The sequence below is a fragment of the Hymenobacter rubripertinctus genome, from assembly GCF_003583925.1.
Lineage (GTDB): Bacteria > Bacteroidota > Bacteroidia > Cytophagales > Hymenobacteraceae > Hymenobacter > Hymenobacter rubripertinctus.
Genome location: NZ_QYCN01000034.1, coordinates 1 through 20,606, shown reverse-complemented (window position 1 = coordinate 20,606; position 20,606 = coordinate 1). Strand labels below are relative to the sequence as shown.

The 20,606-nt window shown below is 61.0% G+C and carries 21 protein-coding genes; 5 read left to right on the top strand and 16 right to left on the bottom strand.

All coding sequences use genetic code 11. The features are described from left to right. Window positions 1-216: 216 nt before the first annotated feature. Entirely contained in the window at window positions 217-1,212 is a 996-nt protein-coding gene (locus tag D0T11_RS17680) for a hypothetical protein (RefSeq protein WP_147374711.1), read from the top strand. A gap of 114 nt (window positions 1,213-1,326) precedes the next feature. On the opposite strand, the gene clpB is transcribed toward D0T11_RS17680, so the two are convergent. The 11 genes from clpB to D0T11_RS17625 form a co-directional block, all read right to left on the bottom strand. After that, complete coding sequence (clpB, locus tag D0T11_RS17675) at window positions 1,327-3,942, bottom strand: ATP-dependent chaperone ClpB (RefSeq protein WP_119657136.1); 2,616 nt, start codon at window positions 3,940-3,942, stop codon at window positions 1,327-1,329. Window positions 3,943-4,084: 142 nt separating this feature from the next. Further along, window positions 4,085-5,380: a PDDEXK family nuclease gene (locus tag D0T11_RS22200; protein ID WP_147374710.1), complete on the bottom strand. Its 1,296-nt coding sequence runs from the start codon at window positions 5,378-5,380 to the stop codon at window positions 4,085-4,087. A gap of 645 nt (window positions 5,381-6,025) precedes the next feature. Then, entirely contained in the window at window positions 6,026-6,799 is a 774-nt protein-coding gene (locus D0T11_RS17665; RefSeq protein WP_119657134.1) for a DUF3800 domain-containing protein, read from the bottom strand. 28 nt (window positions 6,800-6,827) lie between these two features. After that, window positions 6,828-7,022, bottom strand: coding sequence for a hypothetical protein (locus tag D0T11_RS17660; protein ID WP_119657133.1), 195 nt, complete (start codon window positions 7,020-7,022; stop codon window positions 6,828-6,830). Window positions 7,023-7,148: 126 nt separating this feature from the next. Further along, the gene (locus tag D0T11_RS17655) at window positions 7,149-7,550 is read right to left on the bottom strand and encodes a PIN domain-containing protein (protein WP_182888475.1); all 402 of its coding nucleotides are present in this window, start codon (window positions 7,548-7,550) and stop codon (window positions 7,149-7,151) included. Then, window positions 7,538-7,870, bottom strand: coding sequence for a hypothetical protein (locus tag D0T11_RS17650; RefSeq protein ID WP_119657131.1), 333 nt, complete (start codon window positions 7,868-7,870; stop codon window positions 7,538-7,540). The genes D0T11_RS17655 and D0T11_RS17650 overlap by 13 nt, the downstream gene beginning before the upstream one ends. 128 nt (window positions 7,871-7,998) lie before the next feature. Then, a complete protein-coding gene (locus tag D0T11_RS17645) occupies window positions 7,999-8,400 on the bottom strand; it encodes an NUDIX hydrolase (RefSeq protein ID WP_119657130.1) in 402 nt (133 codons plus the stop codon). Window positions 8,401-8,657: 257 nt separating this feature from the next. Then, complete coding sequence (locus D0T11_RS17640) at window positions 8,658-9,422, bottom strand: zeta toxin family protein (RefSeq protein ID WP_119657129.1); 765 nt, start codon at window positions 9,420-9,422, stop codon at window positions 8,658-8,660. Further along, window positions 9,415-9,639, bottom strand: a complete 225-nt coding sequence (locus tag D0T11_RS17635; RefSeq protein ID WP_119657128.1) for a hypothetical protein — start codon at window positions 9,637-9,639, stop codon at window positions 9,415-9,417. The genes D0T11_RS17640 and D0T11_RS17635 overlap by 8 nt, the downstream gene beginning before the upstream one ends. A gap of 183 nt (window positions 9,640-9,822) precedes the next feature. Continuing rightward, complete coding sequence (locus D0T11_RS17630) at window positions 9,823-10,746, bottom strand: DUF808 domain-containing protein (RefSeq protein WP_119657127.1); 924 nt, start codon at window positions 10,744-10,746, stop codon at window positions 9,823-9,825. An 80-nt stretch (window positions 10,747-10,826) separates the two neighbouring features. Then, the gene (locus tag D0T11_RS17625; protein ID WP_119657126.1) at window positions 10,827-11,774 is read right to left on the bottom strand and encodes a 1-phosphofructokinase family hexose kinase; all 948 of its coding nucleotides are present in this window, start codon (window positions 11,772-11,774) and stop codon (window positions 10,827-10,829) included. Between the two features lie 204 nt (window positions 11,775-11,978). On the opposite strand from D0T11_RS17625, the gene D0T11_RS17620 reads away from it, so the two are divergent. From D0T11_RS17620 to D0T11_RS17610, 3 genes are all read left to right on the top strand, one after another. Then, window positions 11,979-13,151 carry an extracellular catalytic domain type 1 short-chain-length polyhydroxyalkanoate depolymerase gene (locus tag D0T11_RS17620; protein WP_119657125.1) on the top strand — a complete coding sequence of 391 codons (1,173 nt, stop codon included), beginning with the start codon at window positions 11,979-11,981 and terminating at the stop codon, window positions 13,149-13,151. A 449-nt stretch (window positions 13,152-13,600) separates the two neighbouring features. Further along, entirely contained in the window at window positions 13,601-14,392 is a 792-nt protein-coding gene (locus tag D0T11_RS17615) for a HipA family kinase (protein WP_119657124.1), read from the top strand. Beyond that, window positions 14,379-14,756, top strand: coding sequence for a DUF3037 domain-containing protein (locus D0T11_RS17610; protein WP_119657123.1), 378 nt, complete (start codon window positions 14,379-14,381; stop codon window positions 14,754-14,756). Before D0T11_RS17615 ends, D0T11_RS17610 begins: the two co-directional genes overlap by 14 nt. Window positions 14,757-15,133: 377 nt before the next feature. On the opposite strand, the gene D0T11_RS17605 is transcribed toward D0T11_RS17610, so the two are convergent. The 5 genes from D0T11_RS17605 to D0T11_RS17585 all read right to left on the bottom strand — a co-directional run bounded on the left by D0T11_RS17605 (window position 15,134) and on the right by D0T11_RS17585 (window position 18,818). Next, complete coding sequence (locus D0T11_RS17605; RefSeq protein ID WP_119657122.1) at window positions 15,134-15,709, bottom strand: hypothetical protein; 576 nt, start codon at window positions 15,707-15,709, stop codon at window positions 15,134-15,136. A gap of 68 nt (window positions 15,710-15,777) precedes the next feature. Continuing rightward, window positions 15,778-16,470 (bottom strand): hypothetical protein, encoded by a 693-nt coding sequence (locus D0T11_RS17600; protein ID WP_147374709.1) that lies wholly within the window; start codon window positions 16,468-16,470, stop codon window positions 15,778-15,780. Beyond that, entirely contained in the window at window positions 16,467-17,228 is a 762-nt protein-coding gene (locus D0T11_RS17595) for an LVIVD repeat-containing protein (protein ID WP_119657120.1), read from the bottom strand. Before D0T11_RS17595 ends, D0T11_RS17600 begins: the two co-directional genes overlap by 4 nt. Window positions 17,229-17,240: 12 nt before the next feature. Further along, the gene (locus tag D0T11_RS17590; protein WP_119657119.1) at window positions 17,241-17,756 is read right to left on the bottom strand and encodes an LVIVD repeat-containing protein; all 516 of its coding nucleotides are present in this window, start codon (window positions 17,754-17,756) and stop codon (window positions 17,241-17,243) included. Window positions 17,757-17,885: 129 nt separating this feature from the next. Further along, a complete protein-coding gene (locus D0T11_RS17585) occupies window positions 17,886-18,818 on the bottom strand; it encodes a D-2-hydroxyacid dehydrogenase (protein WP_119657118.1) in 933 nt (310 codons plus the stop codon). 157 nt (window positions 18,819-18,975) lie between these two features. On the opposite strand from D0T11_RS17585, the gene D0T11_RS17580 reads away from it, so the two are divergent. Continuing rightward, window positions 18,976-20,019: a methyltransferase domain-containing protein gene (locus D0T11_RS17580; protein WP_119657117.1), complete on the top strand. Its 1,044-nt coding sequence runs from the start codon at window positions 18,976-18,978 to the stop codon at window positions 20,017-20,019. Window positions 20,020-20,606 lie beyond the last annotated feature (587 nt).

Genomic DNA, 20,606 nt, shown 5'->3' with positions numbered 1-20,606 from the left:
AAGTCCATTATCTTGCGCCCTGCTTTCTGTTGCATTCCTGGCTTTTGTAGTATCGCGGCCAGCCGGACGGAGTCTTCGTTACTGCCGAATGCTTGTAGCAGTGGGAGGGTTCAGCCAGAGAGAAGCAACAGGCAGAATTCACCCTCCATTTATCCGCTTTACAGGGCTTACCGGCTTGTAGGCCATAGTGCGTACCCTTTCTCTTCGTTGCTGTTTATGCTAACCCGGGTTTTTAGTGCCATTACTGTAGTGGCTATTGCCGCTGCCACCGCCACCGCACAGGATGTAGCTGCCCCTGCGGCAGCGCCGCTGCCAATCGTTGTTTCCACCTCACTTCCTGAACCGGCCCTGACCCGCGCCGATACGGCCCGGGCCGTGCACGAGCTCTTCAAGAGCCGGCGGGGCGGGGCCGCCAGCTGGCTGGGCCTGGGAACGGCCAGTATGCTGGCCTCCATTCTGCCCGCCCAGCAGTCTACCAGCGCCGGGGTCTGGACGCCCGGGGTGGTGGCGGGCACTGTTTTCCTGGGCATCGGGCTGAATAAGAGCGTGCAGTTCTGGTGGAGCCAGGAGCAGCGGGTGCTGCGTGAGCTGGCCGCCACCGGCCACGTACCGCCCAACATCAGCCGCCGCCTCAAGGGTAACTTTCTGCCCCTGCACGGCACCGCGTCCGAGCAAAATCCCCTGTTGGCGCTCAATATCCCGGCCCCCCTCACCCCGACCCCTGATGCCCCGGGGCCTGACACCCCGGCTCCCATAGCCCCGGCCCCCGCCAGCCAGCTGGTTCGCTCCCTGCCGCCGGAACAGGCGCTGGCCGATGCCCGCCAGGATACCCTGGACGCCGTGCAAGGATTCTTCAACGCCAGGCGCACGGGTGGGCAGCTGCCCATTCTGCTGGCCCTGCCCGGACTGCGCCTGATGACGGGTTCCGGAGCCAGTAATGGTTCATCGGGCTCTCCGTACGTTTCCCAACCTGCGGAGCCTTCTGGCGGCCAGGTAGCGACCGGCTTGCTGCTGGCGGCTGGTGGGCTCACGTACATGTTCGTGCACAACGCGCCGTATTCCGATGAGAAGTTCCACGAACTGCGCACCAGTTATCTGGCCGGAGCCCCTTTGCCCGCCGCCATCCGGGTGCGCCTCAAAGAGAAGCACCTGGCGGCGGGCCGCACCTACCGGGCCCGTTTGGAGCGCAAAGCAGCTCGTCGGAGCCGCTAAATCCGGCGTGTCGCCGGGCTGGGAAAACCAGCAGACCACGTAATCAGCCCAACGCACAAAGCCCCGCCGGCACAACGCCAGCGGGGCTTTTGTATATACTCGACTACGAAAAACCTACACAGCGGGCATCTCCACGTTGTTGAAGCGGATGCCGCCGTCTTCGAGCACGGCTTCCACCACGGCGTCCTTGCTCACGCGGCCGCTCAGGATGTCCTTGCTCAGCTCGTTGAGCACCAGGCGCTGGATAACGCGCTTGAGCGGTCGGGCCCCGAAGGTGGGGTCGAAGCCCTGCTCGCCGAGGTAATCGAGCACTTCTGAGGTGGCTTCGAGGCGGATGCCGGCCTCATTGAGGCGCTGTTGGATCTGCTTGAACTGGATGTCCACGATTTTGCGGATTTCCTTGCGCTTGAGCGGCTGGAACATCACGATTTCGTCGATGCGGTTCAAGAACTCGGGGCGCATGTGCTGCTTGAGACGCTCCACCACCTCGTTGCGGGTGCGGTCCACCACTTCGTCGTGGTTGTACTCGTTGAGCTCCTTGAAATTGTGCTGGATGATGTCGGCCCCCGTGTTCGAGGTCATGATGATGATGGTGTTCTTGAAGTTGGCTACCCGGCCCTTGTTGTCGGTCAGGCGGCCGTCGTCGAGCACTTGCAGCAGGATGTTGAACACGTCGGGGTGGGCCTTCTCGATTTCGTCGAGCAGCACCACCGAGTAGGGTTTGCGGCGCACGGCCTCCGTGAGCTGGCCGCCCTCGTCGTAACCCACGTAGCCGGGAGGCGCCCCAATGAGGCGCGATACGGCGTGGCGCTCCTGAAACTCGCTCATATCGATGCGCACCATCGCGTTTTCATCGTTGAACAGGTACTCGGCCAGGGCCTTGGCCAGCTCGGTTTTGCCCACGCCGGTCGTACCCAGGAAAATGAACGAGCCGATGGGCCGCTTGGGGTCCTGCAAACCGGCCCGGGAACGGCGTACGGCATCCGAAATAGCCGCAATGGCCTCGCTCTGGCCGGCCACGCGCTTGCCCAGCTCGGCTTCCAGGCTCAGCAGCTTCTCGCGGTCCGATTGCAGCATTTTGCTTACCGGAATGCCGGTCCACTTGGCCACCACGTCGGCAATGTCCTCGTGGGTCACCACTTCCTGGAGCATCGAGCCGCCTTCCTTGCCCTTGTCGGCTTCGGCCTGGGCTTGCAGGTCGCGCAGACGGGCTTCGGCTTCCTGAATCTTGCCGTAGCGCAACTCGGCCACCCGGCCGTAGTCGCCCTGGCGCTCGGCCTGGTCGGCTTCCAGCTTGAAGCGCTCAATGTTCGCCTTCTCGGTCTGAATGCCGGTGAGGGCCGATTTCTCGTTTTCCCACTGGGCCTTCAGCTCGTCGCGGCGGGAGCCGAGGTCGGCAATGTCTTTGTTGAGGATGCCCTCGCGGTCGTGGTTTTCTTCGCGGCGGATGGCCTCGCGCTCAATTTCCAGCTGCATGATGCGGCGCTGGATTTCGTCGAGCTCCACGGGCATCGAGTTCAGCTCGATGCGGAGCTTGGCGGCCGCCTCGTCCATGAGGTCGATGGCCTTGTCGGGCAGGAACCGGTCGGTGATGTAGCGCGAGCTCAACTCCACGGCGGCAATCACGGCGTCGTCGGTGATGCGCACGCCGTGGTGGAGCTCGTACTTCTCCTTGATGCCGCGCATGATGCTGATGGCGTCCTCGACGGTCGGCTCATCGACTATAATGGCCTGAAAACGGCGCTCCAGGGCCTTGTCTTTCTCGATGTACTTCTGGTACTCCTTGAGCGTGGTGGCCCCGATGGCGTGCAGCTCGCCCCGGGCCAAAGCCGGCTTGAGCAGGTTGGCGGCATCCATGGCCCCTTCGCCGCCGCCGCCGGCCCCAATCAGGGTGTGCATCTCGTCGATGAAGAGGATAATGCGCCCATCGGAGTCGGTTACTTCCTTGATGACGGCCTTGAGGCGCTCCTCGAACTCGCCCTTGTACTTGGCCCCTGCAATGAGCAGGCCCATGTCGAGGCTCATAATCACCTTGTCCTGGAGGTTTTCGGGCACGTCGCCGGCCACGATGCGCTGGGCCAGGCCCTCCACGATGGCCGTTTTGCCCACGCCGGGTTCGCCCAGCAGCACGGGGTTGTTCTTGGTACGCCGACTCAGAATCTGGAGCATCCGCCGGATTTCCTCGTCGCGGCCGATAACCGGGTCCATTTTGCCGGTGCGCACCTGCTCGTTGAGGTTGCGGGCGTAGCGGTTGAGGCTCTGGTACTGGTCTTCGGCCGACTGGCTCGTGACCTTGCGGCCCCCGCGCAGCTCCAGAATGGCCGTTTTCAGGTCCTTCTCGTTGAAGCCCGCATCCTTGAGCAGCGTGGCGGTGCCATCCTTGCCACCGAGCAGCCCCAGCAGCAAGTGCTCCACCGACACGTACTCGTCATCGAACTCCTTGAGGAAGCCGGTGGCACGTTGCAGGGCCGCGGCGGTGTCGTTGGCGAGGTAGGGCGAACCCCCGCTCACCTTGGGGTAAGCGGCCACCAGGGCATCGAGGCGGGGCGTCAGCACGTTGAGGTTGGCGCCCAGCTTTTTCGCCACAAATGACAGGACGTTCTCGTCGCTCTGGAACAGGCCCTTGAGCAGGTGCCCGGTTTCGATGGCCTGCTGCTGGTTGCCGCCGGCCAACTCGGTGGCCTTCTGCACGGCCTCCTGGGCCTTAATGGTATAGTTGTTAAAGTTCATGGCTTGCTTTCGTTAAGTGAGAACTTCAGGGTGTGAGAAGTTCTACGACGAGGCTAGCAAACAGGGTGCGAGAGGTGTGGGACTGACGTTTTGGCGGGGAACACAAACAGCTGCACAACTATTTTGCGTCAAATAGTCTGCCTTAAAAAGGAAGGTGATTGTTGCCCTCTTCCTCATCTATCAAACGCTGTATCTCCTTGCGTTTGTCAAACTCTTCGCTGTTGAAAGCAGTGCGGATTTCAACGTTTATTACTTTTAACGGGTTATACTCTTCTTCTTTTATTTTGGCTGCAAGATGGCTTGGTAAATATGTATTTCTGTAACGAGCAAAGGCCATCCGACTACCTTCCTTCTCCGTCCACTGCGGTACACGTATTAGGTCGATTTCATCCCAATATGACATCATCTTATAGTGGATACTTCCCATTTCAAATGAAGGCGTATTCTGAAGCAGTGTATTCGCTATGAACCAGCAACATTCAAAAGGATGCTTTACTACCTGTTCTTCGGCAAATCTGATTACAATCCAACCATTAGCCAAAAAGTACTTGTCCCGGTAGTCATCCTTAGAATTGATGTGATGTATGGGAGTGCCGTCACTGCCAACATAGGGCTCATCAATTTCTATTACTACGCTTTGCTTATTACTTGCAATTGACAGAACGAAATCAGGCATAAATGGCCGCTCCGTATCTCTGTCTGATATAATATGATGACGTAATATATTGACTTCAATTTTTTCCGGTGAAACTAAAGAGGCGTTTTTCTTATGTATTGGTAATGGAAGGTCGTAGTCATGTTCGGAAAAGAAGTTGGCTAAAGCATCAAAGAACGAATCTTCGGTTATGCCTTTTTTATGTTGCTTTCCTTTAAATAAAACTGGAGTAGCAGATTGACTTAGTGCTTCAGCAAGTATGGACTGTCTTAACTTCCGTATACTCCATTCGTAATCATCCTCGTCTTTACTCTCTTTTAACGACAAATCGTAAATTTTCTTATCGGATATGTATTTTTGTAATTCCACAGAATATTGCATCATCTTAGCTTTAAAATTGTGATGTTCTTTGGCATGTTTTTCTATATATTTAGAATATATATTTTGTTGCTTTAAGTTGGTTTTTTGTGCTATTTTATAATTTTTATTACGAGGTCTGAAAATGGCAAATAAAATAAATAATAGACCTATTCCTGTGGCAACGGGTCTACTGCTGCCAAGATTGCCAATGAGTATTATGCCCATTCCGATAATCCAAAAAAATATTGACCCTAAATACCCCGAGGATACAAAAGTCTCTTTAACAACCAATATCTTTGGTGGCTCAGGTTCAATAGGTTGAATCGGCTTTAGGGGTTCTGTAGGTTTAGAGGGCTGTATAGGAACGAAATTTTTTATTTGAATAAAACGTTGCGGAATTTTAACAATTGGGTAGTTCATCATAAAAAGGGTTTCTCATTTTGAAAACATCGTCTTAAGCTAACGTTATTCTCAAAGAAGTTTCTGTCTCTTCCAGCATCGCAAATAGTGAGTGTGAAGGCATTTGCGGCTTACCTATCCAACGTCCTACCAGAACCTCTTGTAGTTCAGAGAAGTGGTGGGTGTTGCGGGTAGCTAGGGTGGGGGCGTAGGCTAGATAGGAGCAACAGGTCGCCTAGTCAAAGCAGATAAGCTTACGCACTACGGCGTATGCGAAGTAAATCCTCTTCCGACAGCGTGTCAAACTTGAACTGCTTGGCGTATATCACGGGCTTGGGCCAGTCGCTCGGCACTCAGCGGCTCAGGCAGCACTTCGAGGCGGCGGTAGCTGGGCTTGCGGTCGGCGGGGTTGCTGCATGGTGGCAGGGGACATGGAAGGGGGTGGGCGGCCATGAAATCTGGGTGCAACATACCAAATAGCCGCCGAGTTGGTAGGAGCAGGTTGGGAGACTGGGGCGACAGAAAAACTGAGCTATGTGGGAGTAGACACGAAAGCGTGGAAACAATAGTACCGAAACTTCGGTATATTTGTATGAATCTGAACGGGTGCTAGTCGCCCTAGTAGGATTCCTCCGGGGCTGCTGTAAGGCAGCCCCTTTTTTATGCGTTTTACAATAGCACCAAATGCAACGCGTGGCTACGAGAGGCATAGGGGTTGAGTACGGGCCGAAGCCGCGCGTAGAAATTGTGGCCCTGCTTTTTCTTCATGTAGCTGTTGGGCTCAAACAACTGGCGGGCGCAGTAAGCCACCACATCCGTCAGCTGGTGCAGGAACGAATGGGCGGAATCCTTCAGGAAAGGGTCTTCGATGACGTATTGCAGCGCCATGTTGCGGTAGGGGCTGCCTTGCTGCTGGAAGTAGGCCTGGCTGGGCACCGGATTGTAGTGGCGCATCTTCCGAAGCAGGCGGGTAAGCTTGCCGCCATCGGTATTGTCGGGTAGCACCATTCCGCGCTGGTCGGGGAAAGCACCGGGAAAATTGCGGTGGCGAATCGTATTCTCGAACCGCTGAATGAGGGCTTGCCACGCTGCTTCGAATACATCGTAGTTAGCGGGCTTGGTGGCTTTGTTAACCACTATCGTGATAATGCTGACGTCAGAACGGTTGCCGAGAAAATCGATGCACTGTTTCAGAATGTCGAGTCGGTCGTGACGCTTAATGCGCACCAACGGGCCAGGATTGTTGATAAAAGGCGCGGCGTGTATTTCCTCGCGCAGCTTCAGGTCTTTGGTAAGGCGCAAGTGACGGCGGAATGCAACCAAGTCGGTCAGAATGCCCCGCCAATGCGTTTCGTGGAGGATGATTCCGGTAAGGATAAAGTACTTGGTAGGGCTGTTCTGGAGGCCAATATCGCCGCTTTCATCAACATATAGTAGATACATAAACAAGACCAATAGAATATAACCTGCCTTACTTTCCTTCGCTTTGTAGCGGATCGGGCTGATTGTGGCTGTGATATAGTTGCTTACGAAATGCTGCGACCCGCTCCCGCTTGGCAGCTTCGGGTTCCGTTGTGGGCGGCAGAATACGAACCCCAGGCATTCGCTCAATCAATTCCATCATGAAAACAGCATCGTCATCTGGAAATTCCAATTCAACTATCATGTCCAAAGTGAATTAAGGGTGTTCTGAAAATATAGCCGTTTACTTCCAGTACCACAGGAAAACCAAGTTACACAGAAGCCCACGCTCCTCCAGCGGCGGGGGCATCAGGCGGGGCGGCGGGAGAAGCTACGGATTGTCAATCCAGTTTTCCAGCGGCAGGCCGACGATGGCTGCGAAATCTTTGGTGTTGCGCGTTACCAGCGCCAATTGATGCGCCAGAGCGCTACAAGCAATAAGCACATCGAGTTCACCGGGATATTTGCCCAATGCTCCTTGCCTCACCTGCTCTAGTAGCCGCACTTTTTCCGGTCCGTATAGCTCGAAGGCGGTAGCCATGGGCAATAGCCGGGTGTTGAACAGGCGTTGTAGTTTGGTGATGTATTGCCGCTGTTGGGCCGCATAGGCTGGTTCGCATTTGGCCAGTCCGTAGAGCATCTCGGCAATCGTCAACTCGGAAATGAAGCAGTTACGCAAGCCAACTGCCGTTACTTTGGCCTCCAATGCGTGCTCCCCTTTCAGGTAATGCACGCAGATGTTGGTGTCAAGCAGGTAGCCGCTCGTAGTTCTACCTCGCGGTGGCCGGTTTGCCGGGCCTCATCAATGGCACGATTCATCTCATCGCCGCTCACCTCCGACTTCCACGCTCCGAAAAGCTCGTGGAGCAACTGTTGCTCTTCCGCAAGGGAAAGCGTTGCAGTTGCTTCTGCAAAATTTACAGACTGGCTTTTTGCCAGCTTTTTTCCTTTACCGCGCAGCCGGGCAGCAATGCCGGCAGGCAAGCTTTGCAGCCATTCCAAGGCCAGAGCAGCCTGCTCCTCCGGAAATTCTAATTCAACGGCTAGTTTCATAATCTCAATTTACGTCGTTCCCAATAATTCGGCATCAAGCTACCCAGAAGCCCTCACTTCCTTAGCGGTTTCAGGCAGCGGGCGGGGCGGCGGCTAAACCGGGCTATGGCGGCCGGTTGCCCGGGCAGTCAGGCCTTCAACTCGCCCAGCTCGTGCAGCCAATCGAATATCAACTGGTCGACGGCCGACACCTGGGGGCGGTGGCGGTAGCTGAGCCAGACCACTTCCTCAATTTCGGCGGCGGGTTGCAGGGTGCCGGTGTAGGTGGCGGCGTAGAGCGTCATCTGGACCAGCACCTCGGGGGCGTGGCCGTGGGCGGGGGCCGTGAACACGCCGCGCGGTTGCAGGCTGGCGGGGTCCAGGGCTACGGTCAGCTCCTCCCGGATTTCGCGCAGCAGCGTTTGGGCGTCGGTTTCGCCGGGTTCGCGCTTGCCGCCGGGCAGGTAGTAGCGGTCTTTGCCCCGGCTGCGGGTGCTCAGCACGCGGCCTTCGTGCAGGTGGAGCCAGGCTATTTTATCGATGGGGGGCATGGAAGTAGGTTATTGGCACCGCACCACGAAGTACGCCACGGCCGCTACCAGCGCCACCGAGCCGAAGCGCAGCGCCAGAAACACCCAGGCGGGCAGTTCGGGTTTTTGGGGAGGGTAGGGCATAGGAATTCAGTGCTTGCTTACAGGCAGAGAAAGAGCGCCACACGGAGCGTAGTCCCAGCAACTCTTCCGCTTTGTGAGGTTGTCGTTGAACAGAAGCGGAAAAGCTACTTCAGGTGCGCGAACAGCGGGCGGGTTTATTGCCTCCGCAAGACCTTCTGCCGGAAGTAAGTATCTACCCAAGCCGGAATTGTTGTCGTTTTGAACTCTATGCGCTTGCCTTCTTCTACTTCCGCAATCAACTGCGGTGCATCCGAAGAGTTGTCAAACAAAAAGGCGCGGTTTACGAGCCTCACGGCATCAAACAACGAATCGAGCGTACGGGCATAGCGCGACACAATTTTGTCGCTGTCGACGTGGTGGCCTTTCTTTTTCACCCGTGCCCGAACCCGGGCGATGTTGATTTCAGGGTCTTCCGTCGCCACGAAATACAGGTAGGTGCGGTAGCCAGCCGCCTGGGCATCGCGCAGAAACTCCAGTTTCGAGGGGTGCGACATCACCGTTTCGAACGTAAACGACTGTTTGGCGGCTAGCAACGCATAGCGCAGGAACTCCGCAACGCGCGAAGCCAGGTAAGAGTCAACTTTAATGCGGGAGAAGAGCAGTACGTTTTGCTCAATTCGCAAACGGGAGAATTTCTCCTGTGCCAGAGTGGGTTGATTGCTTTGAGCAGCCGAGTGGCGAAAAGCCTCTAAATCCTGTTCCGTCAGCGTAAGCTGCCACTGCTGCAGATTTAATATCCGCGTGTGCTGCCGGTATTGCGCTCTGAGTAGTGCCTCTATTTCATCAGCATTGACGATGACGCCCATGTTGACTTCAGTAGCCAGCGAAGGCACCAAAAAAGACTTGCCGGACCCATTGGGCCCGGCAAGCATGCGTAAGCGCGGAATATGCTCAGTCAAGGTATAGCGTCCGTTCGGTGATGTGGACTGGCTGGGGGGCCGTTTTGCGTACCACCCGGCGCGACTTATCAGGGCGTACCTCGACTATTTGGCCCTTCTCAATTACCGTAATGGCGACACCCCGATTCAGGTTTTCGCTCACTACCCGGCCAGAGGCGTTTTTCAGCACGCGCTTGAGGCCGGATTCGGAAAGCTCGAAATTTACTTTGCGGGCCATGATGGAATTTGTGATGGGTTGGTCAACAAACGCTAACTGAATTGTAAACGAAGATACAACTTGGCAGGTTCGTATGGTCTGGAAACTTCCATTTATTCAGCGGTATGGGCAGCTGCGCCAAGCAATGGTTGTGGCTACCGTGGGGCAGATTTCAAGCGACGGGAGCGGGCAGCGGCAGCGGGGCTACTGCCGTTGGGGGAGCAGTTTCTTGACCAGCCTCACCAGTTTTTCCACCACAAAGCCAATCAGTAAACCGCCAATAGCGCAGCTCAGGGCTTTGGCCAGCCAGGCCACCACCGGCAGGTGGGCCAGGGCCACTTCCAGCTCGTGCAGCAGATGGGCCGTGAACGGGATGCCGTGGGCAATGATTTCGGCCCCCACCCAGAGCATGGCCGCCGTGCCCACGTAGCTCAGCGTCTGCAGGAAATGGGGCATGAAGCGCACGATGCCGCGGCCCATCTTCCGGGTGGTGGGGTGGTGCACATCTTGGGCCAGGTGCACGCCCAAGTCGTCGGCCTTCACGATGAGGGCCACAAACCCGTACACGGCCACGGTAATAAACACGGCCACGGCCACCATCACCACCACCTGGTTGACGATGGCCTGACCGGCAACCTCACTGTAGGCAATGGCCATGATTTCGGCCGACAGGATGATATCGGTGCGCACGGCGCTGGCTACGCGCTGCTGCTCCAGCTCCTGGGGCGTAATCACGGGCAGGTCCTCCACCTCGGCGGGGCCGTCGGCGGGCGCGCGGAACAGCTCGTGGACTTTCTCGTAGCCCTCGAAGCACAAGTATGCCCCACCCAGCATAAGAATGGGCGTGATGGCCCAGGGGGCAAAATACCCCAGTACCAGCGCCGCCGGACTCAGCAGCACCAGCTTGTTGAACAGCGACTTGCGGGCTATCTGGTAGATGATGGACAGCTCGCGGGCAGGATCGAGGCCGACGACGTACTTAGGCGTCACGGCCGTATCGTCGATGACGATGCCGGATACTTTGCCGGTGGTTTTGGCCACCTGGGCCGGCACGTCGTCCAGGCTGGCGGCACTGACTTTTACCAGCGCGGAAATGTCATCGAGAAGAGCTACCAGACCTGAGGCCATACACTAACGGAAGGAGGGAAGGGAGGAGAATGAGTGCTGATTGCGCCGTAGTGGCGCGGGCGGGCACGCGCCGGGGTATCTTATACCTGCGCCGGCATGGTGTGCAGCAGCCACTGGTAGAGCTTGTCCACGTCGGCTTTTTTGAACAGCTCGGTACCCGGGTTCATGGTGGCGGCCGTGCCGCAGGCGACGCCAAAGCGGGCCGTTTCGCGCAGGCTCCGGCCCGAAACCAGCCCGTAGACGAGGCCGGCCACCATGCTGTCGCCGGCGCCCACGGTGCTGCGCTTTTTCACGGAGGGGGCCGGGATGTAGTCGGCGTGGTTGGCGGCTACTACGCAGGCCCCCTGCGGCCCCATGGAAACCACCACGATTTCGCACTTCCCGTTCTCTACCAGCTGGCGGGCGGCCCCGGCCACGGCTTCGCTGTCGAGCTCCTCTACGCCGGTCATTTTGCTGAGCTCGCCCACGTTGGGTTTGGCCAGGTACACGCCTTCTGCCAGCAGCGCCAGCAGGGCCGGGCCGGAGGTATCCACCACCACTTTCACGCCCAGCTTCTTGGCTGCCCGGGCTACCTGCACCAGGAAATCCGGCTCCACGCCCGGGGGCAGGCTACCGCTGATAACCAGGAATTCGGGCAGCTCCGTCAGCTCCTGGAGCACCCGGATAACCTGCTGCTGCTCCCCGGGGCGCAGCTCGGCCCCGGGCATGCCGAAGCGGTACTGCTGGCCGGTAGAAGTGTCCACCACGATGAAGTTCTCCCGGGTCCAACCCTCGGTTTCGATGGGGCACTGCTCAATTTCCTCGGCGCTCAGCAGCTGGCGCAGCAACAGGCCGCTGGGGCCGCCCACCGGAAACACGGCCACCGAATCAGTCGCCAGCCGCTTGAGGGCCCGGGAAACGTTGATGCCGCCCCCGCCGGGCTCGAACTTGGGTGGGGTGCAGCGCAGCTTCTGGTCGGGGATGATCTGGCCGGCGGTGGTGCTTTTATCGACTGTCGGGTTGAGCGTGAGCGTGACGATGCGGGGCATAGGCGAAGGGCTGACTCGGTGAAGGCGTGAGGAGGGAAGCCGGGGCCGGCTTGGGCGCGGTTGCGCCGCCGTACGGCCGGCTTCGGTGGGGTAGTAACGGGTATGAACGCCTAAACATACCGCGAGTTTCTTCGTCTTAGAAGAAGGCGGCGCATATGCCGCCGGTTTTTTGCCCTCTTTCCCCTACCTGATTCCTTTCCTGCTATGACTCGTACCCTACTCTTTCTCGCCGGCTCGCTGCTGGCCGGCATCACCACCCAGGCCCAGCAAACCGTCACGGGCTCCATCCGTTTCGGGGGCGTGGTGCGCGACTACCGCCTCTACGTGCCCAAGGCCTACACCGGCACCCAGCCCGTGCCGCTGCTGCTCAACCTGCACGGCTACGGCTCCAACAACGTGGAGCAGGAGCAGTACGGCGACTTCCGCGCCATTGCCGACACGGCCAACTTCCTGGTCGTGCACCCCAACGGCACCCTCGACGGCAACAACAACCGCTACTGGAACACCTTTTTGCCCTACGCCCTCGGCGGCCCCGACGACGTGGCTTTCCTGAGCGCCCTCATTGACTCGCTCAGCGCCAAATACCGCATCAACGCCCAGCGCGTGTACAGCACCGGCATGAGCAACGGGGGCTTCATGAGCTACGAGCTGGCCTGCCAGCTCAGCAACCGCGTGGCCGCTATTGCTTCTGTTACGGGCAGCATGGCCGCCAGCCACGTGGCCGCCTGCGCGCCTACCCGGGCGGTGCCGGTGCTCGAAATCCACGGCACCGCCGATGGCACCGTGCCCTACGCCGGCAACGGGGTGTTCGTGCCCATTCCCGACCTGGTGGCGGCCTGGGCCGCGCGCAACGGCTGCAACCCCACGCCCGTCATCACCCAGGTACCCGACCTCGACCCCACCGACGGCAGTACGGCCGAGCGGCAGGTGTTCGGCGGGGGCCGCAACGGCAGCGTGGTCGAGCACTACCGCATCATCGGGGGTGGCCACACCTGGCCCGGCGCCCCCATCAACATCGGCGTCACGAACCGCGACATCAATGCCAGCCGGGAAGTGTGGCGGTTTCTGCGCCGCTACCAGCTCAGCGGCCTCGTTACGGCCACCACGGCCAGCGCCCGGGCCGAATCGGCGCGGCTCACGGTGGCTCCTAATCCCGTGCGCGGAACGGTAACCGTGCGGCTGGCCGACGGCTCCCTGGAGCCTGGCCAGGTGCGCGTAACGGATGCCGTGGGCCGGATGGTGCCCGCCACGCTGCGCCGCGCCCCCGATGGCAGCCTGCGCCTCGCCACCCAGGGCTGGGCGCCCGGCACCTACTGGCTCCGTGCCGAAGTAAAAGGCCAGCCCCTGTACCGGCAGCTGCTGAAAGTAGCCGAGTAAGGCCCCTCATGGGTGCCGTAAAGGCCGGTTCGCCCGACGATAGCGCGAAGCCCCCGCCGCCCATGCCGTTGCTCCCGGCTCATTCCCGGCTCCGTGTTCCACGAAACGCGGGGCAGAAGCTTCGCGCGCTATTCCCGAAAAACCGGGCAGGTATACAGCCGGTGCCCAACGAGGCGGTTTGTATACCTGCCCGGTATACGAATTGTGCCCAACGAGGCGGTTTGTGTACCTGCCAGGTATACAGCCGGTGCCCAACGAGGCGGTTTGTATACCTGCCCGGTATACGAATTGTGTCCAACGAGGCGGCTTGTATACCTGTCGTCCGGGCCAGGCGGCGTTGCCTGCGCCGCGCGTGCGAGTTGCCGTGCGGTAATTGAGTGGCTGCTGCCCGCCCCGAAACCGGGCAGTTTGTCCGTTCTTTGCCATTTCCTCCTGACTTGTTGCTTCGTATGTCGGCTCCCACCCTTGCTTTGAGAACCGTTGACGTCACGCGCTACATCATTCCGCTGCGCGAAGGCGGCTCGTTGCCCGCTTTGGTCGAGGCCGATGACGGGTTCATGTACGTGGTGAAATTCCGGGGCGCGGGCCAGGGCCTGAAGGCGCTGATTGCCGAGCTGATTGTGGGTGAGCTGGCCCGGCAGCTGGGCCTGCGGATGCCCGAGCTGGTGTTTATCCACCTGAGCGAGGCCTTCGGCCGCACCGAGCCCGACGAGGAAATCCAGGATCTGCTGCGCTTCAGCACTGGCCTGAACCTGGCCCTGCACTTCCTGGCGGGGGCCAGCACCTTCGACCCGCTGCTGCTCGATGTGGAGCCCGAATTAGCCTCGCTCATCGTGTGGCTCGATTGCCTGACACTGAACGTGGACCGCACCGCCCGCAACACCAACTTGCTCATGTGGCACCGGGAGCTCTGGCTCATCGACCACGGCGCGGCCCTCTACGTGCACCACGCCGGGGCCGGCTGGGCGGCCCCCAGGCCGCGCCCGTTTCCGCAGCTCAAAGACCACGTGCTGCTGCCCCGGGCCACCGCGCTGGCCGCCGCCGATGCCCGGGGCCACGCCCGCCTCACGCCCGCCGTCATCGAAGCCGTAGTGGCCCTGGTGCCCGACGAGTGGCTCCAGGAACCCGACCTGAGTCCGGCCGGGCAGCGCGCCGAGTACGTGCAGTTTCTGACGGCCCGCCTAGCCGCCTCCGCTACGTTTGTTCAGGAAGCCGAAACCGCCCGCCATGCACTTGTTTGAGTATGCCGTGCTGCGCGTGGTGCCCCGCGTGGAGCGCGAAGAGTTTCTGAACGTGGGCGTGATTCTGTACTGCGCCGCCCAGGGGTTCCTCGAAACCCGCTGCCAGCTGCCCGAAGACCGCCTGCGCGCCTTCACGGCCGCCGGGCTGGACTTCGACGACCTGCGCGCCCGTCTGCGGGCTTTCGAGCGCATCTGCCAGGGCCGCCGCGCGGGCGGCCCCATCGGGCAGCTGGCCGTGGCCTCCCGTTTCCGCTGGCTCACGGCTACCCGCAGCACCGTGATCCAGACCTCGGCCGTGCACCCGGGCCTCTGCGAAGACCCCGTCGCCACGCTGGCCCGCCTCTACGAGCAGTTGGTTGCCTGAAAATGAGGTTGATGTCGAATTGTGTATATTCCGAAAGTCAATTCACTTTTTAACCGGCTGCTCATGGAAGTTTACAGCAAATGGCCCGTGCAACGCGGGCTCAACCGGCTACCCTGGTGGGCCTACGCCCTGTTCATTCCGGCCGTGTACTCCCTGTTCTGGGTGTTGCACCTGGCCGGTATTATCCCGGGCCGGGGTGTTTATGATGGTTGCTGGGGCGTTAGTGACTGCTGTTACGCAGGTTGCTTCCGGTATCTGCGGTGGCAGGTCGTTTTTCGTTGCTCGTTTTTCGGGGCTGATTGGTGAATGAAGGTGAAGCAGCCCCGAAAAACGAGCAACGAAAAACGAATGCTTCAACGGCTACTGCGTAACAGCAGTTAGTTACTTGGCAAGCCGAAGGGGGCCGGGGCCAGTTGTTGCAGAATCCGGAGCAGCAGATGGTAGATTTCCCGGAGCTGCTCCGGTTCCAGCAGGGCGCGCTCTTCGCTGAACGTGAGTACGACCGGCGCGTTGGCTTCCGCCGAAGCCGGGGCCAGGGCGAGGCGGCCGGCCGGGTGGCGGAGCAGGATGGCGTGCACATCGGGCTCGGCCAGGAGCTGGCGCAGGGCGTTGGGGTCGTTGGTGGTAATGATAAAGGTTTTGTCCAGCTCGGCATAGCCCAGCTGCACGTCTTCCAGGCCCAGCAGCTTCCCGATTTCGTGAATCCAGTCCTGCTCGTGGAGGGCGAAGTGCAGCGCCGGCCGGCCCGGAACTTCCGCCCGCAGGGTCGTGATTTCGTACCCGCCCTCGAATCCGCCTCCCAGATCGATATCAATTTCCAGCCACACGCAGTAGTGCTGCTGGCATAGTTCGGCGCGGTAGTCGTAGAGGTTGGGCTGGCGGGTAATATCGGCCGCGACCTGCTCCCAAAGCGCGGATTCGGAATCGGCGGAAAACATGCGGGTAATTTCCATGAGACGGGGGGGTAAGGGACTCTTAGGTTTACTCCGCTCCGGCGGGCCGGGTTGTGCCCGGCCCTGGTTCATAGGCGCAGCCCCAGCCGAAACCCCACCGGCAGGTAGAGGCCTGCCGAACCGTAGTCGGCGGGCCTGGTAGCGAAGCGCGGGCTGGGAAGGGTAGTCCGGGAAGTGGCGTGCCGTAGGCCCACGCCCAGAAAGAAGTCGAGGAAGAGCGGCGTGTCCGGCAGCGTTGCCTGGTGGCCTACCACCACGCTGGCCCCGTACCGGTTGATGGTTTCGGTTTGGTCGCGCAGGCGGCTCTGGTAGTAGTACAGGCCATCGGCCGCCAGCTCAGCCTGCCAGCTGATGCCCTGAAAGCGCATTCCGAAGTGCTGGTAGCTGAGCCCGTAGGCCAGGTAGGAGCCGGCCAGCGGAGTGGGCTGCCGGCCCAGGTAGATGCGGTGCTGCGCGCCCAGCCCGAAGCCCCGCACCTGATCGGTGGCAGCCTGGGCCAGGTCTGAAGTCAGGGTGCTGACTGGCCCCCGGTAGAACTGGGGCGTAAAAACCACCGTTTGCCGACTGCTCTGCCCGAGCCGCCGTTCCGCGCTGAAATGGTAGCCGCTGGCCGGCACCGGCACCAGATCGACCGACAGCGCCCACCTGCTCCCGGCTACCTGGGTGGGCGAAGCCGGGGGCACCGTCGCCGACTGGCCCTGTGCTTCCGATAGCCACCCGATGCTCAGCAACCCAACTCCCAGCAGCCGCCGGCCTGTCATTGGCGGGTGGGGCTGACGGCAAGCTTGCTCAGGGCCGTGAGCTGGCCTTTGCGGTAGCGGTACTGGTAGAGCCCGTCCGGCCCGATGGCAAGCAGCAAGCCCCGGTGCGGAATCACATCGGACACGTTCACCGGAAAAACCTCGGGCTCGGGCAGCACGGGCGCCATGCGGTTATCGAACACTTTAAGCTGGTTCTGGTCGCACACGAAGAGCAGGGTGCTGTCCACGCCCAGGCCCATGGGGTGCGTCATGGGGTAGGTTTGCGCCAGGCGCGGCGCGGCCAGGTTGGTCAGGTCCACTACCTGCAACTGGTTGCTGCCCCCGCCGCAGGAGCGGCCGTCGCGCAGCGTTACGTAGGCGTAGCGGTCGTCCACCACCACGGGGTCGCAGCTGGCCACGTGCTGGTAGTAGGCCACCTGCCGGGGCTGCTCGGGCAGGGTGGCATCGAAGATGAACATGCCGCGCTGGGTGCCCAGAAACAGGTAGGGTGCCCGCGGGTAAATGGTTTCGATGCCCAGGCCCAGCGGCACAACCGCCCCGGGCGCCGGAGCCACCGGATTGGCCAGGCTGAACAGGCGCAGGTTCTGATTGTCGACCACGAAAAGGGTGTTGCCGAGCACCGTGAAGCGGGCCAGCGAACCGCCCTGCCCGTTGTCGGCGGCCAGGTTCGGACTGGCATCGTTGCTGGCGCTGCAAGCCGTTAGCAGCAGGCTCAGCACCATACCGGACAGCCGCAGGAAAGTGGAAATGTTTTTCATCAGAACCGGGGGTTAGAGTTTCTGCCAGCCAATTACCACGGCATCGGCGGGGCGGTTGGCCGCCTGGTACTGGTCGGGAACGAGGCCGCTCTGGGGCATGGGCAGCTCTGGCACCGCTTCCCGCAGCCGGTGCCGCAGGGTGGGGTTCGGCATGTCGCGCATATCGAACGTGAGCAGGTCGGAGCCGCTGTCGGCGTAGAGCAGGGAGCCCAGCATGGTCACGTCCACGTTGCCGGGAATGCGCAAAAACGCCACCGGCCGCGGGTGGGTGGGGTCGTGGTTGTCGATGATGTGCAAGCCCTCGTACTGCTCGTTGATGAGCAGGTAGGGGTCGCGGAAATAGATTTTGCCGGTGTTGTGGAGCTCACGTGGGGGCAGCACGGCCACGGCCTGCTCCAGCTGGCTGCGGGCCATGAGCAGGGGCTTGTAGCTGGGTAGCGGAATCCGGTCGGTGGGCTCCACCATCGGGCAGGCGCTCAGGCCCAGCAACAGGCTGGCGGCCAGGAATAAGGTGTAACGGTGGGGCATAGCTTCCTGAAAATAAGGGGATATGCTCAGGAGCCGCACCAGGGGCGGAAAGGTTGCACCGCCGAAGTGCGCCGGGCCAAAAACAGCCGCCACCGTCAGGGCCGCTCCCGGGCCAGGGGCCGGATGGGTTTAGTAGCCCCGGGCCAGCACTACCTCGTTTTCCAGCGGTTCGCCCAGCTGGTAGTGGCGCAGGTTGCGCAGAAACAGGGCTACTTTGCCGGCTTCCTCGCCGGGCTGGCCGCCGCCGCTGTGCTGGGTGAGCAGCACGCGGGGCAGCGTCCAGAGGGGGCTGGCGGGCGGCAGGGGCTCCTGCTGGGTCACGTCGAGCACGGCCCCGGCCAGGCGGCCGGCTTGCAGGGCCGCGATGAGGGCGGCCTCATCGGTAGTAGCGCCGCGGCCCACGCTGGCGTAGAGCGCGTGCGGGGGCAGGGCAGCCAGCAGTTCGGCCGAGAAAAAACCCGTGGCGCTGCCCGGCAGGCAGTTCACCACGATGTCGGTCGTGGGCAGGGCGGCCAGCACATCGGCGGGGGTGTGGAGCTGGGCCTGGGGGTCGGTGCGGGCCAGAAACTGCACGGGGCACCCGAAGCCGCTCAGCTGCTGAGCCACGGCCTGCCCGATGGTGCCGCGCCCCAGAATCAGGACGCGCTTGCCCCGCAGCAGGCCCAGCTGGTTGCGGAAATTCTCGCCAACCCAGTGCTTTTGGGTTTGCCAGACGGCTAGCTCGGGCAGGTGCCGCAGGACGGCCAGCAGGCCGGCCACCATGGTTTCGGCGCAGGGCCAGGCAAAGAAGTCGCCCATGTTGGCTACCGGAAAGGTGGGCCGCACGTGCTGATACTGGGCAATGCCAGCTGAGTCGATCTGCCAGAACTTCAGTTGTGGGGGCAGCGGGTACAGCCAGTCGGCGGGCGGGTTGCCCAGCAGCCAGTCGGCGCGGTGCAGGGCCGCCTGCTGCCCGGCCGGGGGCAGGTCGGTCCGGAAAACGGTCTGAACGCCGACGGGCAGCCCGGCAAGCAGGTGGGTGCGCACGTCGGGGGCGAAAGCAGCGTAAACGAATAGATGCATAAGGGCTATACGACCGGAAAGCGCGCCCGAGGCTGCATGCTTTTCGGGATAGTCGAATTATACCGGCCCTGCCAGCACCCGCCCCCTGGGGTCGAATGCGTACTTTGCCCCGGGAAGCTGCTCCAATGCTTCCGCCACTACTGCCCTCCCCATCCGAATGGAAGAACTCACCCAACAACAGGTTCAGCACTACTACGGCCGCCAGCTTCAGACCCAGCACGATTTGCAAACCAACGCCTGCTGCACCGACGATACTCCGGCCGAGCACAAGCGCATTCTGGCTCAGCTGGAGCCCGAGGTGCTCGAAAAATACTACGGCTGCGGCGTGGCCGTGCCCCCGGCCGTGGAAGGCTGCACCGTGCTCGACCTGGGCTCGGGCAGCGGCCGCGACGTGTATCTGCTCTCCAAGCTGGTCGGTGAGCAGGGCCACGTAATCGGGTTGGATATGACGGAAGAACAGCTCGACGTGGCTCGTCGCCACATTGATGCCCACACCGAGCGGTTCGGTTACGCCGCGCCCAACGTGGAGTTTCGCCACGGCTACATCGAAGATTTGCGGGCCGCCGGCCTGGCCGACAACAGTGTGGATATTGTGGTGAGCAACTGCGTTATCAACCTCAGCACCGATAAGGAAGCCACCTACCGCGAGATTTTCCGGGTTCTGAAACCGGGGGGGGAGCTGCACATTGCCGACGTATTCGCCGACCGCCGCATCCCGGAAAGCCTGCGCCAGGATCCGGTCCTGTACGGTGAGTGCCTGAGCGGGGCCATGTACACCGGGGATTTCCGCCGGCTGCTCCACGAAATCGGGGTGCGCGACTACCGGCTCACCGCCAGCCGCCGCCTCACCATCGGCAACCCCGAAATTGAGGAGAAAGTAGGCAACATCCGGTTTTACTCGCTCACGGTCCGCGCCTTCAAGCTCGATCTGGAAGACCAGTGCGAAGACTATGGCCAGGTGGCCATCTACCAGGGCACCCTGCCTGGCCAGCCCCACGCGTTTGTGCTCGACGACCACCACCGCTTCGAAACCGGCCGGCCCATGCTCGTGTGCGGCAACACCGCCGCCATGGTATCCGAAACCCGCTATGCCCCCCACTTCCGCGTAACCGGCGACCGGAGCCACCACTTTGGCCTCTTCGACTGCGGCCCCACCCCGGCCGCCGGCTCCAACGATACTGCGCCCGGCTGCGGCTGCTAGGCTGCGCAAATAGCCCCGCGAAACGGCCTTGCGAGGCGCTTTTCGGGCTATTCGCGTGATACCTGCACCCCCGCCCGACCCGCCTGACCAACGGGGAAACAACAAGACCAGAGCCCCGCCCGGATTTTCCGGCGGGGCTTTTTGCGTGCTCTTGAACCTGGCCGGCAGCAAATAGCGCCGGGCCAGCCACGCCGTTTGCCAATGTCGGCCCGCCGTGCTTTGCGGAGCTTTTCGATAGCAGCGCAAATGAATAGCAGGGCAGGAGGCGGTAGCAGGTCTCTGACCGGTTCGGTACGCCGGTTCGATGAGCTTCTGAGTGGATTCACTGAACAATGATAGTGAGTGCGTAAAGCGCGGGCAGGATTGGGTGTGGTTAGCACCTGCGGTCCAGGCAGGTCTTCCGGCACAATGCTGAACCAGCTATGCCACATACCCGGCCGGCGGTGGTATAATGCGAGGTGATTCAGGTTGGCGTTAACCGACGGTTGTGCTCGTCGATGACGAGTTGGATGCGCGTATGGTGCATTTTCTCGCACCGGCTAAACGAGCAGGACTTGCGCACCAACACGCCGCACTTTTGGCGCAAA